This is a genomic window from Microbacterium sp. Bi121 (genome assembly GCF_918698005.1).
Lineage (GTDB): Bacteria > Actinomycetota > Actinomycetes > Actinomycetales > Microbacteriaceae > Microbacterium.
Map to the genome: position 1 here is coordinate 119,310 of NZ_CAKKLJ010000004.1, position 15,904 is coordinate 135,213.

Consider the following 15,904-nt stretch of genomic DNA (forward strand, 5'->3'; position numbering starts at 1 on the left):
TGTCGTAACGTCGCGTGCGCACCTCGGTGGCGGGTCTAAGCTGAAACCACTCGCGCGCCCGGCGCTGTGCACCTGTCCGTGACGATGCGGATGCGCTAGGGAATCGGGCGCCCTAAAAGGTTGTTGGAAAGGGCATGACCGTGACCGAACTGCAGTGGGACGAGATCGATCGACGCGCGGTGGACACTGCGCGGATTCTTGCGGCGGATGCCGTCGAGAAGGTCGGCAATGGTCACCCGGGGACGGCCATGAGCCTCGCCCCAGCGGCCTACCTCCTCTACCAGCGCGTGCTGCGCCACGACCCGACCGACACCGACTGGCTGGGTCGCGACCGCTTCATCCTGTCCGCAGGGCACTCGTCCCTGACGCAGTACGTGCAGCTGTACCTGGGCGGGTTCGGATTGGAGCTCGACGATCTGAAGTCGCTGCGCACTTGGGGCTCGCTGACCCCTGGCCACCCCGAGTACGGGCACACCAAGGGCGTCGAGATCACGACCGGCCCGCTGGGTCAGGGCCTCGCCTCCGCTGTCGGCTTCGCATACGCCGCGCGCTACGAGCGCGGCCTGTTCGATCCAGAGGCCGCTGCCGGCACGAGCCCGTTCGACCACTTCGTCTACGTGATCGCCGGTGACGGCGACCTGCAGGAGGGCGTCACCAGCGAGGCCGGCTCGCTCGCCGGCCACCAGCAGCTGGGCAACCTCATCGCGATCTACGACTCGAACCAGATCTCGATCGAGGACGACACCAACGTCGCCTTCACCGAGGATGTCGCGAAGCGCTACGAGGCCTACGGCTGGCACGTGCAGACGGTCGACTGGAAGAAGACGGGCGAGTACGTCGAGGACGTCGCCGAGCTGAACGCCGCGATCGAGGCCGCCAAGGGCGAGACCGACAAGCCGTCGCTCATCGTCCTGAAGACGATCATCGGCTGGCCGTCGCCCGGCAAGCAGAACTCCGGCAAGATCCACGGGTCCGCCCTCGGTGCCGACGAGCTCGCCGCGACCAAGAAGGTTCTCGGCTTCGACCCCGAGCAGAGCTTCGCGGTCGCCGACGACATCATCGCGCACACCCGGAACCTCGCCGACCGCGCTGCCGAGGAGCGCGCCGCATGGCAGAAGTCGTTCGACGCCTGGGCGGCCGCGAACCCGGAGCGAAAGGCACTGCTCGACCGCGTCGAGGCGCATGAGCTCCCCGATGGCATCGTCGACGCCCTCCCCGCTTTCGAATCGGGCAAGGAAGTCTCGACGCGCGCTGCATCCGGCCAGGTCATCAACGCCCTCGCCGCCGAGCTTCCTGAGCTCTGGGGCGGCTCGGCCGACCTCGCCGAGTCGAACCTCACCACGATCAAGGACGCCGCCTCGTTCATCCCGAGCGAGTGGTCGACCCACGAGTGGTCCGGAAACCCGTACGGCCGCGTGCTGCACTTCGGCATCCGCGAGCACGCCATGGGCGCGATCATCAACGGCATCGTCCTGCACGGACCGACCCGCGCCTTCGGCGGCACGTTCCTGATCTTCAGCGACTACATGCGCCCTGCCGTGCGTCTGGCCGCCCTGATGAACATCCCGAGCATCTTCGTCTGGACGCACGACTCCGTCGCTCTCGGCGAGGACGGCCCCACGCACCAGCCGATCGAGCAGCTCGCGACGCTGCGCGCCATCCCGAACTTCACGGTCGTGCGCCCCGCAGACGCGAACGAGACCTCGGTCGTGTGGCTCGAGCTGCTCCGCCGTCACGCCGGCCCCGCAGGTATCGCCCTGACTCGCCAGAACATCCCGGTATTCGAGCGCGGTGATGATGTGGCAACCGGCGACACGTTCGCCTCCGCCGAGAACGCCACCAAGGGCGCGTACGTGCTCGCCGAGGCACCGAACGGCACGCCAGACGTCATCCTCATCGCCACCGGGTCCGAGGTGCAGCTCGCCGTCGCGGCGCGCGAGACGCTCGCGGCCGAGGGCGTGAACGCCCGGGTCGTCTCGGCTCCGTCACTGGAGTGGTTCGACGAGCAGGATGCCGCGTACCGCGAGTCCGTCCTCCCGCAGGACGTCACCGCTCGCGTCTCCGTCGAGGCCGGCTCAGCCCTCACGTGGCGCGCAATCGTCGGAGACAAGGGACGCTCGGTCGCGATCGACCACTTCGGCGCCTCCGCCGACTACAAGACCCTCTTCCAGAAGTTCGGCATCACCGCCGACGCCGTCGTCGAGGCGGCTCGCGAGACCATCAAGGAGAACGAGAACGCATGAGCACCCCCACCTCTCAGCTTCACGACGCCGGCGTCAGCATCTGGCTCGACGACCTGTCCCGCACCCGCATCGACTCGGGCAACCTCGCCGAACTGATCGAATCGCGCAACGTCACCGGTGTCACCACGAACCCGACGATCTTCGCGAACGCCATCACCAACCCCGATGACACGTCGTACGACGCTCAGGTCACTGAGCTCGCAGCATCCGGCGCCAGCGCCGAGGACGCCGTCTTCGCGGCGACCACGCAGGACGTCGCTGCCGCGCTCGACGTGTTCCGCCCTGTGTGGGAGGCATCGGGTCATGTCGACGGCCGCGTCTCGATCGAGGTCTCCCCCGACCTCGCGCACGACACCGACGGAACCGTCGCTCAGGCCAAGCAGCTGTGGGCCAAGGTCGATCGCCCGAACCTGCTGGTCAAGATCCCCGCCACCAAGGCGGGTCTCCCCGCGATCGCCCAGGCGATCGGGGCCGGCATCAGCGTCAACGTGACGCTGATCTTCAGCCTCGAGCGCTACGCGGACGTCATCGACGCCTACCTGACCGGGCTCGAGACCGCGAAGGACGCGGGCATCGATCTGTCGACGATCCAGTCCGTCGCCTCGTTCTTCGTGTCGCGTGTAGACACCGAGACCGACAAGCGCCTGAGCGCGATCGGCACCGACGAGGCGCTCGCGCTCAAGAGCAAGGCCGGACTCGCGAACGCGCGTCTCGCGTACGAGCTCTTCGAGAAGACGTTCGCCGGTGACCGTGCGAAGGCTCTGCTCGACGCCGGCGCGAACCTGCAGCGTCCGCTGTGGGCATCGACGGGCGTCAAGGACCCCGCACTGCCCGACACCCTCTACGTGACCGAGCTCGTCGCACAGGGCGTGGTGAACACGATGCCCGAGAAGACGCTCGAGGCCACCTTCGATCACGGCGTCATCGCCGGCGACACGATCACAGGCGGCTACGAGGAGGCTCGCGAGGTCTTCGCCGGGCTCGAGAAGGTCGGCGTCGATTTCGCCGATGTCACCCAGGTGCTCGAGGACGAAGGCGTGGCCAAGTTCATCGACTCGTGGCACGACCTCCTGACTCAGGTCTCCGAGGGGCTCGAGGCCCAGCGATGACGTTCTCGATCCACGCCTCAGGCGCGGCCAAGGCCGCGATCGAGGCGGTCGTGCCGCAGCTTGTCGGCGACCTCATCGCGTCGCGCATCACGGCGTTCGACTCCACGCTGTGGGGCCCCGCAGCCGAAGAAGAGGCCGCGAAGCGTCTGGGGTGGGTCGAGGCGGTCTCCGTCTCGCGCCCGCTCGTCGACGAGATCCTCGCCCTGCGCGACGACCTGCGCGCCACGGGCGTCACCCGTGTCGTGCTGGCCGGCATGGGCGGATCGTCCCTCGCGCCGGAGGTCATCGCGCAGACGGCCGGTGTACCGCTGACGATCCTCGACTCGACCGCTCCCGGTCAGGTGCTCGCCGCGCTGGACGACGAGCTGGCGGCAACCGTGCTCGTTGTCTCCTCGAAGTCCGGTTCGACGGTCGAGACCGACTCGCAGCGCCGCACGTTCGAGGCAGCGTTCCGCGACATCGGCATCGACCCGGTCGAGCGCATCGTCGTCGTGACCGACCCCGACTCGCCGCTGGACACGTCGGCTCGTGAGGCCGGCTACCGCGTCTTCAACGCCGACCCGAACGTCGGCGGCCGCTACTCGGCACTGACCGCGTTCGGACTCGTCCCGTCCGGCCTCGCCGGCGTCGACATCGCCGAGCTGCTCGACGAGGCGGAGGCCACTCTCCTGCAGGTCGCGGCCGACAGGGCCGACAACCCCGCGCTCCGTCTCGCCGCGGCGATCGCTGCCACCGAACCGCGACGCGACAAGCTCGGCCTCGTCACCGACGGCACCCACATCGTCGGCCTTCCCGACTGGATCGAGCAGCTGATCGCCGAGTCCACGGGCAAGGAGGGCACCGGCATCCTGCCCGTCGTCCTGCTGCCGGTCTCCCCCGAGCTGGAGGCCATCCCCGCTGACCTGCAGATCGTCCGCCTCGTCGATGACGCAGCCGAGTTCCACCTCCGCGAGCGTCACGAGGGCGAGATCCTCGTCAGCGGCTCGCTGGGTGCGAACCTCATCGTCTGGGAGTACGCCACGGCCATCGCCGGCTACCTGCTCGGCATCGACCCGTTCGACCAGCCGGACGTCGAGTCGGCGAAGGTCGCAGCGCGTGGACTGCTCGACCAGCGCCCGGAGCCGACCGAGCCGGCCTTCGTGCAGGACGGGATCGAGGTTCGGGTCACCGACCCCGCTCTCGCCGCGTCCGGCAACATCGAAGCCGTCATGGACGCCCTGTGGGCGCAGCTCCCCGAAGACGGCTACGTCTCCATCCAGGCATACGTCAACCGGCTCGAACTGCCGCAGCTCCAGGGGCTCCGCGAGCTCGTGGCGGCCGACTCCGGTCGGCCCACCACGTTCGGCTGGGGGCCGCGCTTCCTGCACTCGACCGGCCAGTATCACAAGGGCGGCCCTGCGCAGGGTGTCTACCTGCAGATCCTGGAGCGCACCGACGTGGATCTCGAGATCCCCGACCGGCCGTTCACGTTCGGCCAACTCATCCAGGCGCAGGCCGCCGGAGATGCCGCCGTGCTGGCCGAGCACGGGCGTCCGGTCGTGTCGCTCACGATCACGGACGATTCCGCCGACGTGCTCGCGCTGTTCGAAGCAGCTCAGAAGTAGTCCGAACTCTCTCGGACACCAGCCACCCCAACAGGAGTACATCGCACTGATGACTGTTCCCGTTTCACGCGGTCACAACCCGCTGCGTGACCCCGATGATCGTCGCCTGAACCGAATCGCAGGTCCCAGCGCTCTGGTGATCTTCGGCGTGACAGGAGACTTGTCCCGCAAGAAGCTCATGCCAGCGGTCTACGACCTCGCGAACCGGGGGCTGCTGCCCCCTGGGTTCGCGCTGGTCGGGTTCGCGCGACGCGACTGGGAGGACCAGGACTTCGCGCAGGTCGTGTACGAAGCGGTCAAGGAGCACGCTCGCACCGAGTTCCGCGAAGACACCTGGAAGCAGCTCCTGCAGGGCATCCGGTTCGTCTCGGGCGAATTCGACAACCCCGAGTCGTTCCGCAAGCTCCGTGAGACCGTCGAGAAACTCGACGTCGAACGCGGCACCATGGGCAACCACGCGTACTACCTGTCGATCCCGCCGAAGGCCTTCCCGCTGGTCGCGAAGCAGCTCAAGGAGTCCGGCCTCGTCGGCGAGGACCGCGGGGACGACCAGTGGCGTCGTGTGGTCATCGAGAAGCCGTTCGGACACGACCTGGATTCGGCGCGTGCGCTGAACGAAGCGCTGGAGGTCGCGTTCCCTGCGGACTCGATCTTCCGCATCGACCATTACCTGGGCAAGGAGACGGTCCAGAACATCCTGGCGCTGCGCTTCGCGAACGCTCTGTACGAGCCGATCTGGAACCGCAATTTCGTCGACCACGTGCAGATCACGATGGCCGAGGACATCGGCGTCGGCGGGCGTGCCGGCTACTACGACGGCATCGGCGCTGCGCGCGATGTCATCCAGAATCACCTGCTGCAGCTCCTCGCGCTCACCGCGATGGAGGAGCCGATCAGCCTCTCGGCCGAGAACCTGCGCGCTGAGAAGGAGAAGGTACTCGCCGCCGTCAAGCTCCCGGAGGACCTGTCTCTCGCCACAGCGCGCGGACAGTACGACGGCGGCTGGCAGGGCGGTCAGGAGGTCTGCGGCTTCCTCGAGGAGGACGGGATGAACCCGGAATCCATCACGGAGACCTACGCCGCCATCAAGCTCGAGATCGCGAACCGTCGCTGGGCCGGGGTCCCGTTCTACCTGCGCAGCGGCAAGCGGCTCGGACGCCGCGTCACGGAGATCGCCGTGGTGTTCCAGCGCGCACCGGAGCATCTGTTCGGGCGCGGCAACGCGTCCGAGCTCGGGCAGAACGCTCTCGTGATCCGCGTGCAGCCCGATGAGGGCGTCACGATCCGCTTCGGCTCGAAGGTCCCCGGCACGGGCACGAACGTGCGCGATGTCACGATGGACTTCGGCTACGGGCACGCCTTCACCGAGGCCAGCCCCGAGGCCTACGAGCGCCTGATCCTCGACGTTCTGCTCGGCGACCCGCCGCTGTTCCCCCGCCATGAAGAGGTGGAGCTCAGCTGGAAGATCCTCGACCCCGTCGAGAAGTACTGGGCGGCCCAGGGGGGCCCGCTCGAGCAGTACGCACCCGGTTCCTGGGGCCCGGCATCCGCCGACGACCTGTTGGCCCGCGACGGACGAGTCTGGAGACGACCGTGATCATCGACCTTCCCGACACGACCGTCAGTCAGGTCGCCAAGCAGCTCGTCAAGGTGCGCGAAGAGGGCGGCGCCGTCGCGCTCGGCCGCGTGCTCACCCTCGTGATCTCGGCCCGCAACGGTGTCGCGGAGGCCGCGATCGACGCGGCCAACGACGCCTCTCGGGAGCACCCGATGCGCGTCATCGTCCTCACCACGGGTGAGGGCGAGGCTCGCTTGGACGCCCAGATCCGCATCGGCGGGGATGCCGGTGCCAGTGAGGTCGTCGTCCTCCAGGCGCACGGGGATGCCGCGAGCAACGAGGAGAGCCTGATCACGGGCCTGCTGCTGCCCGACGCCCCTGTCGTCGCATGGTGGCCGGACCAAGCGCCGACCGACCCCGCGGCATCCCCCCTCGGCCGCATCGCCCAACGTCGTATCACGGATGCCGCGACCACCCCCGACGTCCGCGACCGCTTGGATCTGCGCGGGCGCACCCATGCGCCCGGCGACACGGACCTCGCCTGGACGCGTCTGACGCACTGGCGCGAGCAGCTCGCCGCCGTCCTCGATCAACCGCCCTTCGAGACGGTCTCCGCCGTCGAGGTGCGCGGTGCAGCCGAGTCCCCCTCGACGGCGCTGCTGGCAGCCTGGCTGCGGCTGGCACTGAAGGTGCCGGTGCGCTGGTCGTACGAGGATCCCGCCCACTGGGCAGACGGCATCAAATCGGTGAGATTGTCCCGCGCCAGCGGCGACATCCTGCTCGAGCGTCCTGAGCCCGGGGTCGCCGTGCTCACCCAGCCCGATCAGCCGGATCACGATCTGGTGCTGCCTCGGCGAACGCTGCGGGAGTGCCTGGCGGAAGAGCTTCGCCGGCTCGACCCCGACGTGCTCTACGGCCGCGTCATCACCGAGGGGTGGGAGCAGCTCGGTCCGCCCGAGACGGTAGCGTAAGGCGCATGGAACCAGCTCTCGCCGACAAAGTCGTCGTCATCGAGTCGACCTCGGCAGCCGTGGCCGACCGTGTCGCCGACCGATTCCTCACCCGTGTCAAGGCGCGCACACGCAACGGGCGCATCGCGCACGTGGCGCTCACGGGCGGCTCGATGAGCGGAACGGTGCTGCAGGCCATCGCCCAGCATCCGAAGACCCCGTTGATCGACTGGTCGCTGGTGCACTTCTGGTGGGGCGATGAGCGCTTCGTCCCCGCCGGTGACGACGATCGGAACGCACTGCAGGCCCGTCGTGCTCTGCTCGACCGCATCGACGTGCCCGCCGAGAACATCCACGAGATGGCAGCCGCCGACGGCGGACTCACGCTCGATGAGGCGGCCGTCGCATACGCCGCGGAGCTCGCGCGCTTCGGCACCGACGACGACCCGTGGCCGTCGTTCGCCGTGTGCTTCCTCGGCGTCGGCGCCGATGGACATGTCGCCTCGCTCTTCCCCGACCGGATCGAGGTCACGGTGGCGGATGCCGCTGTGCTCCCTGTTCGCGACTCCCCGAAGCCTCCGGCGGAGCGGATCACGCTCACTCGTCCGGTGATCAATACGTCGAAGCGCGTGTGGCTGGTGCTCACCGGGGCCGACAAGGCCTCGGCCCTCGGCCTCGCGCTGGCCGGCGCCAGCTACACCAACGTGCCGGCGGCAGGCGCCAAGGGACGCAAGCGCACGGTGTTCTTCGTCGACGAGGCCGCAGCCGCAGAGGTCCCGGAGGACCTCATCGACCAGAGCTACTGATCGCGCTCTGAGGCCGGCTTGCCGTCGGGCATCGCCTGACCGTCGCTGCCGCGTGCGATCCCGAGCTCCTGGCTCTCACTGAGCACCTGCGGGTGGTAGCGGGCGAGCCCGACGACACCCCACACCGCCACGGCTCCGATCGCCACGAAGGCGACCAGCGCCCACACCGGCGCGGCTGCCGCCTCGCCGAGCACGACGATGCCGATGACGACCGCGACGATCGGATCCACGACGGTGAGACCGGCGATGACGAGATCAGGGGGGCCCGAGCTGTAGGCGGTCTGCACGAAGTACGCGCCCACGGCGGCCGCGGCGATCAGGGCGATGACGCAGACGAGGGTCAGCCAGTCGAAGTTCTCGGCCTGCAGCCGCTTGATGATCACCTTGGCGAGCGTGGCGACGAAACCGTAGAGGACCCCGGCGCCGATCACGTAGAACAGCGCCCGCATGCGGTGCCGCAGGATCAACCAGCACGCGCCGAGGATGATGATCACCACGAGCAGCGTCGTGAGGATCACGAACAGGTTCTCGGTCGTGACGTCCTTCTCCGTGGCGAAGATGGCGGCGAGGAAGACGAAGAGGAAGATGCCGCCGACGCAGGCCAAGATCGAGGTGAGGGATCGCCTGGTGGGCGCGTGTCCTGAGACGCGGGCGTTGAGGAGGGTCGTCATCACCAGAGCGATCGCGCCGAGGGGCTGGACGACGATCAGGGGTGCGATGGCGAGAGCCGACAGCTGACAGATGATCGCGAGACCCAGCATCAGGGTCCCCAGGATCCAGGAGGGACGCGTGAGCAGCGCCCTGATCTGATGCCACGTGAGTCCGGTCGCTCCGTCTGCGCCGCTCAGACGCTCGACTTTGGTGACGCCCCTGTGCTGGTACTGGGCGCCGAGCGACATGAACACGGCTCCGGCGAGGGCGAGCGGGATGCCGAGCAGCAGCGCCGGGTTCTGGAATGCCCCGACCAGCTGATCGCTGACCTCGTCAACAGACATCCATACCCCCGCGCTCACAGTAGAACCTTACCCGCCACCGCGCGGCCAGTAGGGTTGTGGCGTGGCTGTTCTTCCGATTCGCATCATGGGCGATCCCGTCCTGCACTCCCCCGCCTCCCCTGTCGAAGAGATCACGGACGAGATCCGGACGCTCGTCGCCGACATGTTCGAGACGATGGATGCCGCCCCCGGTGTGGGCCTCGCCGCCCCGCAGGTCGGTGAACCGCTGCGCATCTACACCTACTCGTACGTCGATGACGACGACAACCCGTGGCGCGGTGTGATCATCAACCCGGTGCTGTGGATGTCGCCGCCCGAACCTGGTTCCCCCGACCCGGAGGAGGAGTCGGAGGGGTGCCTGTCCTTCCCCGGGGAGCGTTTCGCCCTGCGCAGGGCCGAGCGGGCACTCGTGACCGGGGTCGACCTGGACGGCGCCGACGTGCGCATCGAGGTCGACGGGTGGCGCGCGCGGATCATGCAGCACGAGTTCGACCACCTCGACGGGATCCTCTACATCGACCGGCTCGACGACGGCGACTGGAAGACCGTGCAGAAGATCGCACGCAAGCGCGGCTGGGGGCGCCCTGGGGCCAGTTGGGTGCCTGGGGTGGATGACCTCGAGGGATAGGCTGTGCACGGGCGATTCACAGGTTCGCCTTTCACACCTTCCGGAGGGGAACACCAACATGAAGACGGGCACGAAGCGCACACTGGCGCTCGCAGGCTCTGCCTTGGCTCTGAGCCTGGCGCTCACCGGCTGCAGCGCTCTCAGCGGCATCCTGGGCGGCGGCAACGACGCGCAGCGCGACGATGACGGCAACGTCACCGAGGGCGCGAACATCGACATCTTCTCGCTGAAGGTCGGCGACTGCATGCCCGCTTCCGACTCGAGCGGCGAGATCACGGACGCCGACGTGGTCCCCTGCTCCGAGCCGCACACCGATGAGGTGTTCTACGAGTTCGAGCTCGCGGACGGCGACCTCCCCAGCGACGACGAGATCCAGGCCGAGGTCGAGGCCCAGTGCATCCCCGCCTTCGGCGAGTTCGTGGGGACAGAGTGGGCGGATTCGGCCCTCGACTTCTGGTGGATCACCCCGACCGAGGCGACGTGGACCCAGGCGAACGATCGCCTCGTGCAGTGCGTCATCTATCAGCCCGACCCCGCCGACACGACCGGCCAGACACAGCTCGAGGTCACCGGCTCGCTCGCGGGCACCGGTCTCTGAGACACGCGCCTCCGCCCGCGTGAGCGGTAGCGGGAATGCAGAAGGCCCCGTCATGACGACGGGGCCTTCTGCATTGGCTCCCCGGCTTGGACTCGAACCAAGAACCTGCCGGTTAACAGCCGGCTGCTCTGCCAATTGAGCTACCGAGGAATGTGCCCCGCTGTGCGGCGCAACCCCACTAGCTTAGCAAACTCCGAACGGTGCACGTGACATCGGGCGTCCCCGCCGGGCGTGTCATCCGCGGGTCAGCGTCCGCGCGATTCCGCTTCCGCGTTCGGCACCCAGAGAAGATCCTTGCCGACGCCTCGCGCGACGACGTGACCGCCCTTGAGCATGAGTGTCTCGGCATTGAGCTCGCGGATGAACGCCGCGTCGTTCGTCACGAGCAGCGCGCCCATCCCCTGCTCCTTGCGACGACGGGTGATCGCGTCGAACACCACCGGCCGCACCTCGAGGTCGAGGTTGGCGAGCGGCTCGTCCGCGATCAGCACCTTCGGCTCGAGCACGAACGCCCTGGCGATCGCGACGCGCTGGCGCATGCCCGCGCTCAGCTCGTAGGGGAACTTCGCGGCAGCGCCGAGCGGCAGATGCAGCTCGTCGAGCAGCGTCGCGATGCGAATGGACAGCGCCCTGCTGTTGACCCGCTTCTCACGGATCAGGATGGGTTCAGCGATCGCGTCGCTGACGGTGAGCGTCGGCGGCAGGTTCGCCCCGGCACCCTGCGGGATGTACCCGGTCAGGTAGGTCAGCTCGCGGTGCCGCCGACCTGGTTTGCGCACATTCACGCCGCACACCTCGGCCGTGCCGCCGACGATCCGAACCGACGGATCAGTGGAGCCAGCCAGCGCAGCCACCAGAGTCGACTTGCCGGAACCTGTCGGGCCGGCGACACAGATCAGCTCTCCTGACGGCAGCGCGAACGTCACGCCGTCGACCGCACGCGTGGGGGCGCTGTGTCCGATTCGATCGATCACGAGATCGGAGCAGTCGATGAGGAAGGCGGAGTCGTGTCTGCGAGACATTCCCCCATCCTCTCCTACGACTCGGCGAAGCGCTGACGCTCGGCGTCGATGTCGCGCAGTCGGACCCGCAGGGCGCGCCCGCCGTCGGAGTCGGCAGGGACGCGCTGGATCGCCCCGAGGAGCTCCTGCTTCTCACGCTCGAGTCCTCGGACGATCATGCGCCGCGAGAGATCAGCCGTCGAAGCGACGGCTCCCGCCTCGTCCTTGGCGGGGAACGGGCTCATGAGCAGCTCCCCCGCCAGCGATCGGTACGGCTCTCGGACGGCGTTTACGGCATCCATCGCCCACCCGACACGTGTGCGGTCGGGGACGGCGGCGATCGTCTCGCGGATCGCCTCGAGCGCCGGATGCCGGAAGGGCGCTCCCAGCGCACGCGACAGCATCGCCTGGTCGACTTGGTGACCGTACTGCAGCGCTCCCATGATGATGCCGCGCTCGGCGGCGACGTCGGCGGTCCTCGGGAGGCTGGCGAGTGTCACAGCGGGCACGGCTGATCTCTCCGGCTGCTGCGGTGCCGCATCCTGCTTCGGCTTCGCGGTGCTCGCACCTCTGGCCGCGCGCTCGACCTCGGCGTGCACCTCGGTCGGATCCATGCCCAGACGACGGGCGAGTACGCGCTCGTACCCTGGGCGAAGCAGCCGATCGCGGATCTCGGCGACGATCGGGGCGGCTGCGCGCAGCGCGCCGACCTGTCCCTCGACGGTTGCGAGGTCGAAAGCGGCGAGCTTGCGATCGATGGCGAACTCGAACATCGGCACCTTTGCGCCCATGAGGCCGCGCACTGCGGCATCTCCTCGCTGAAGACGCAGGTCGCACGGGTCGAGACCATCAGGGGCGACGGCCACGAAGGTCTGAGCGTTAAACCGGTCGTCCTCACTGAACGCGCGGAGGGCCGCCTTCTGACCGGCTTCGTCACCGTCGAAGGTGAAGACGACCTCGCCGGAGCTCGAGTCGTCGCCCATCACCCGGCGCAGCACCTTGATGTGCTCGGATCCGAACGCCGTGCCGCAGGTCGCGATGGCCGTGGTGACGCCGGCAAGGTGGCAGGCCATGACGTCTGTGTATCCCTCGACCACGACGACGCGGCGAGGGTCGCCGCGTGAGATGTCGCGCTTGGCGAGATCGAGGCCGTAGAGAACCTGGGCCTTCTTGTAGATGATCGTCTCAGGGGTGTTCAGGTACTTCGGCCCCTGATCGTCGTCGTACAGCTTGCGGGCGCCGAACCCGATGGTCTGTCCTGTGACGTCGCGGATCGGCCACACCAGGCGACCGCGGAACCGATCGTAGACGCCGCGCTGCCCCTGCGACACGAGTCCGGCGGCGAGAAGCTCATCACGGGTGAAGCCCTGCGCGGTGAGCGCCTTCATCATCGCGTCCCAGCCGCGCGGAGCGTAGCCGACGCCGAAGTGCGCCGCCGCCCCAGCATCGAAACCGCGTTCGCCGAGGAACCGGCGCCCCGTCTCGGCCTCGCCGCTGAGGAGCTGACCGCGGAAGAACTCGGCGGCGGCCGTGTTCGCGGCGTACAGGCGGCTGCGGCCACTGGTCTCGGGCGCGGCTCCCCCGTCTTCGTAGTGCAGCGCGTAGCCCAGGCGACCGGCGAGGCGCTCGACGGCCTCTGTGAAGCTCACGTGGTCCATCGCGCGCAGGAACGAGTAGACGTCGCCGGATTCACCGCAGCCGAAGCAGTGGTAGTAACCGACCTGCGGTCGGACGTGGAAGCTCGGGCTCTTCTCGTCGTGGAACGGGCACAGCCCCTTCATCGATCCGACGCCTGCGGACTTCAACGCGACGCGTTCGCCCACGATGTCCGCGATGTTGGTGCGGGATTTGACCTCGTCGACGTCGGCCTGGCGGATGCGGGGCATCAGTGCGCGCCTTCGGTCAGCCGCACAGACGCGTGCGGGTGCGGTCTGGCACCGGTGCGCGCGGTGCGCGGCGTCCAGATGCCCACTTCTGCCGGGTCGATGTCGCCGACGAGTCGGCTGTGCCAGTCCAGGGCCGTCTGGTCGGTGAGGCTCGCGATCTGATCGACGACGACTCTGGCGCGTTCGGCATCCGACTCCGCAGCGACGAAATCGGCGGCGAAGGCGGGCTCGAGGACGTCCGCGCCGGCGTTCCACAGAGCATCCGTCGACCACAGGGCTTCGGCGAGTCGAGTGAGCACCCTGCGCTGCTCCTTGTACACGCCCTTGCGGGCCTCGATCGTGACGATCGCCTGCCCCATGATGCCCTTGAGCACGGCGATCTCGGCCTCGACGACGCGGGGCACGACCACGTGCGCGTTGTAACGCGCGAGGGACGGACCGCTGTACGCATCGCGAGTCGCGGTGACGGCGGCGCGGGCGAAGCGCCCGATGAGGTCGCTCGTGAGGTTCTTCAGGCGCGCGAGATCCTGCCGCGAGCGATCGAACGACTTCAGCCACATCGGCTGGCGGGTCAGGCGGTACAGCGCGTCGGCCAGCTCTTCGCGGGTGAAGTCGTAGCCGACCCACTGCTGGATGCGATTCACCAGCGCATGATGCTCTGCCGGATCGGACAGCTGGGCGACGTCGAGGTAGCCGTTGACGATGGCGTCCTCGAAGTCGTGCACCGAGTAGCCGATGTCATCCGAGAGATCCATGATCTCCGCCTCGATGCAGCGCAGGCGGCCAGGGGCTCCTTCGCGCATCCAGCGGAACACCGCTTCGTCCTCCGGGTAGACGCCGAACTTCAGGCGGCCACCTGGGTCTGGCACCGGGCTGTCGACCGTCCACGGATACTTGCACGTGGCATCGAGGCTGGCGCGCGTGAGGTTGAGTCCGACGGAGTGACCGTCGTCGTCGAGGACCTTCGCCTCGAGACGCGTGAGGATGCGCAGCGACTGCGCGTTGCCCTCGAACCCCCCGATCGGCTCGGCCCACTCGTTCAGGGCACGTTCGCCGTTATGGCCGAACGGCGGGTGGCCGAGATCGTGGCTGAGGCACGCCGTGTCCACGACGTCGGCGGAGACGCCGAGCGCGACCGCGAGCTCACGCCCGACCTGGGCGACCTCGAGCGAGTGCGTCAGGCGGTTGCGGGCGAAGTCCGCAGTGCTGGCGGGGCTGAGCACCTGGGTCTTCGCCGCGAGGCGACGCAGCGCAGCCGAATGCAGCACTCTGGCGCGGTCGCGCGCGAAGTCGTCGCGTTCGGAACGGTGGGTCTGGGTGAAGTATCGGTCGGCGTCGCGGGGCTCGTAGCCGTCCGCGCGCACGTCAGCCGCCACTGTTCTCGATCTCCGCTCCTCGCAGCATCTCCCCGATGTCCGCGGCCACGTCACGCGATTCCAGCCACTTGTCCGGCAGCGAAGGACGCTTCGGTCTGCCGGCGCGGCCGCGCTGACCCTCGGCGTCAGCGCCGGGGTAGGGCGCATCGCGGTCGAGCTGACCGAGCAGCTCATCGATGTGCGCGAGGCTCTGCGCCGTCGCGAGCCCGGTGCGGATGTCGCTGCCGACCGGGTAGCCCTTGAAGTACCAGGCGACGTGCTTGCGGATGTCGCGGCATCCGTGGTCTTCGTCGTCGAAGAAGTCGACGAGCAGCTCGGCGTGCCGGCGGAACGCATCGGCGACGAACCCCAGGGTCGCGTCGACGGGGCGGGCCTCGGCGCCGAAGGCCGTAGCCAGGTCGCCGAAGAGCCAGGGGCGGCCGAGGCATCCACGGCCGACGACGACGCCGTCGCAGTCGGTCTCGTCCATCATCCGCACCGCGTCGTCGGCCGACCAGATGTCGCCGTTGCCGAGCACGGGGATGCTGGTGACGGCCTGCTTGAGCTCGCCGATGGCGTTCCAGTCGGCGTGGCCGGAGTAGAACTCGCTCGCGGTTCTGGCGTGCAGCGCGACAGCGGCGGCGCCGGCATCTTCAGCGGCACGACCGGCGTCGAGGAAGGTGAGGTGATCGGGGTCGATGCCCTTGCGCATCTTCACGGTCAACGGCAGAGGGCCCGCGGCCTTGACCGCCTGGTCGACGATGTCCGCGAAGAGGCTCGTCTTCCACGGCAGGGCTGCTCCCCCGCCCTTGCGGGTGACCTTGGGGACGGGGCAGCCGAAATTCAGGTCGATGTGGTCGGCGTGGTCTTCGGCGACGATGATGCGGACGGCCTCGGCGATGGTCTTCGGGTCGACGCCGTAGAGCTGGATCGAGCGAGGAGTCTCTGACTCGTGGTGGCGGATCAGGCGCATGGTCGTCTCGTTGCGCTCGACGAGTGCGCGCGAGGTGATCATCTCGCTGACGTACAGACCCGCGCCGTATTCGCGGCACAATCGACGGAACGCCGTGTTCGTGATGCCCGCCATGGGTGCGAGGACGACCGGCACGTCGAGTTCGATCGGGCCGATCTGCAAGGCGCGGGCGGGGGCTGCGGCAATAGTCATGTCCAT

At 68.4% G+C, this 15,904-nt stretch carries 13 protein-coding genes and 1 tRNA gene; 8 read left to right on the top strand and 6 right to left on the bottom strand.

Annotation, left to right across the window (positions count from 1 at the left end; genetic code table 11):
* Positions 1–140 precede the first annotated feature (140 nt).
* The 6 genes from tkt to pgl are packed head-to-tail and all read left to right on the top strand — an operon-like array spanning position 141 to position 8,270.
* Positions 141–2,243, top strand: a complete 2,103-nt coding sequence (tkt, locus tag LQZ87_RS07645; RefSeq protein ID WP_230103125.1) for a transketolase — start codon at positions 141–143, stop codon at positions 2,241–2,243.
* The gene (gene tal / locus LQZ87_RS07650) at positions 2,240–3,352 is read left to right on the top strand and encodes a transaldolase (RefSeq protein ID WP_230102874.1); all 1,113 of its coding nucleotides are present in this window, start codon (positions 2,240–2,242) and stop codon (positions 3,350–3,352) included. The genes tkt and tal overlap by 4 nt, the downstream gene beginning before the upstream one ends.
* Positions 3,349–4,956, top strand: a complete 1,608-nt coding sequence (locus LQZ87_RS07655; RefSeq protein ID WP_230102875.1) for a glucose-6-phosphate isomerase — start codon at positions 3,349–3,351, stop codon at positions 4,954–4,956. The genes tal and LQZ87_RS07655 overlap by 4 nt, the downstream gene beginning before the upstream one ends.
* A 49-nt stretch (positions 4,957–5,005) precedes the next feature.
* Positions 5,006–6,553 (top strand): glucose-6-phosphate dehydrogenase, encoded by a 1,548-nt coding sequence (gene zwf / locus LQZ87_RS07660; protein WP_230102876.1) that lies wholly within the window; start codon positions 5,006–5,008, stop codon positions 6,551–6,553.
* Positions 6,550–7,485, top strand: a complete 936-nt coding sequence (locus LQZ87_RS07665; RefSeq protein WP_230102877.1) for a glucose-6-phosphate dehydrogenase assembly protein OpcA — start codon at positions 6,550–6,552, stop codon at positions 7,483–7,485. The genes zwf and LQZ87_RS07665 overlap by 4 nt, the downstream gene beginning before the upstream one ends.
* A 5-nt stretch (positions 7,486–7,490) precedes the next feature.
* A complete protein-coding gene (pgl, locus tag LQZ87_RS07670) occupies positions 7,491–8,270 on the top strand; it encodes a 6-phosphogluconolactonase (RefSeq protein ID WP_230102878.1) in 780 nt (259 codons plus the stop codon).
* Here pgl and LQZ87_RS07675 read toward each other — a convergent pair.
* Positions 8,264–9,265, bottom strand: a complete 1,002-nt coding sequence (locus LQZ87_RS07675) for a DMT family transporter (RefSeq protein ID WP_230102879.1) — start codon at positions 9,263–9,265, stop codon at positions 8,264–8,266. The two genes, pgl and LQZ87_RS07675, sit on opposite strands and share 7 nt — an antisense overlap.
* Positions 9,266–9,326: 61 nt before the next feature.
* Here LQZ87_RS07675 and def point away from each other — a divergent pair, with 61 nt between their 5' ends.
* Both def and LQZ87_RS07685 read left to right on the top strand, forming a co-directional pair.
* A complete protein-coding gene (def, locus tag LQZ87_RS07680) occupies positions 9,327–9,893 on the top strand; it encodes a peptide deformylase (protein WP_230102880.1) in 567 nt (188 codons plus the stop codon).
* Between the two features lie 58 nt (positions 9,894–9,951).
* Positions 9,952–10,491 carry a septum formation family protein gene (locus LQZ87_RS07685; RefSeq protein ID WP_230102881.1) on the top strand — a complete coding sequence of 180 codons (540 nt, stop codon included), beginning with the start codon at positions 9,952–9,954 and terminating at the stop codon, positions 10,489–10,491.
* A 74-nt stretch (positions 10,492–10,565) separates the two neighbouring features.
* On the opposite strand, the gene LQZ87_RS07690 is transcribed toward LQZ87_RS07685, so the two are convergent.
* From LQZ87_RS07690 to dusB, 5 genes are all read right to left on the bottom strand, one after another.
* Positions 10,566–10,641, bottom strand: a tRNA-Asn gene (locus LQZ87_RS07690).
* A 95-nt stretch (positions 10,642–10,736) separates the two neighbouring features.
* Complete coding sequence (locus LQZ87_RS07695) at positions 10,737–11,513, bottom strand: ATP-binding cassette domain-containing protein (RefSeq protein ID WP_230102882.1); 777 nt, start codon at positions 11,511–11,513, stop codon at positions 10,737–10,739.
* A gap of 14 nt (positions 11,514–11,527) precedes the next feature.
* A complete protein-coding gene (gene dnaG, locus LQZ87_RS07700; protein ID WP_230102883.1) occupies positions 11,528–13,378 on the bottom strand; it encodes a DNA primase in 1,851 nt (616 codons plus the stop codon).
* A complete protein-coding gene (locus LQZ87_RS07705; RefSeq protein ID WP_230102884.1) occupies positions 13,378–14,754 on the bottom strand; it encodes a deoxyguanosinetriphosphate triphosphohydrolase in 1,377 nt (458 codons plus the stop codon). The genes dnaG and LQZ87_RS07705 overlap by 1 nt, the downstream gene beginning before the upstream one ends.
* Positions 14,744–15,898 carry a tRNA dihydrouridine synthase DusB gene (dusB, locus tag LQZ87_RS07710; protein WP_230102885.1) on the bottom strand — a complete coding sequence of 385 codons (1,155 nt, stop codon included), beginning with the start codon at positions 15,896–15,898 and terminating at the stop codon, positions 14,744–14,746. Before dusB ends, LQZ87_RS07705 begins: the two co-directional genes overlap by 11 nt.
* Between the last annotated feature and the right edge of the window lie 6 nt (positions 15,899–15,904).

Excerpts from the sequence above, each read along its gene's own strand:
- LQZ87_RS07675 (WP_230102879.1), bottom strand. The coding sequence starts at position 9,265 with ATGTCTGTTGACGAGGTCAGCGATCAGCTGGTCGGGGCATTCCAGAAC.
- dnaG (WP_230102883.1), bottom strand. The coding sequence starts at position 13,378 with ATGCCCCGCATCCGCCAGGCCGACGTCGACGAGGTCAAATCCCGCACC.
- tal (WP_230102874.1), top strand. The coding sequence starts at position 2,240 with ATGAGCACCCCCACCTCTCAGCTTCACGACGCCGGCGTCAGCATCTGG.
- dusB (WP_230102885.1), bottom strand. The coding sequence starts at position 15,898 with ATGACTATTGCCGCAGCCCCCGCCCGCGCCTTGCAGATCGGCCCGATC.
- zwf (WP_230102876.1), top strand. The coding sequence starts at position 5,006 with ATGACTGTTCCCGTTTCACGCGGTCACAACCCGCTGCGTGACCCCGAT.
- LQZ87_RS07695 (WP_230102882.1), bottom strand. The coding sequence starts at position 11,513 with ATGTCTCGCAGACACGACTCCGCCTTCCTCATCGACTGCTCCGATCTC.
- LQZ87_RS07655 (WP_230102875.1), top strand. The coding sequence starts at position 3,349 with ATGACGTTCTCGATCCACGCCTCAGGCGCGGCCAAGGCCGCGATCGAG.
- pgl (WP_230102878.1), top strand. The coding sequence starts at position 7,491 with ATGGAACCAGCTCTCGCCGACAAAGTCGTCGTCATCGAGTCGACCTCG.
- LQZ87_RS07685 (WP_230102881.1), top strand. The coding sequence starts at position 9,952 with ATGAAGACGGGCACGAAGCGCACACTGGCGCTCGCAGGCTCTGCCTTG.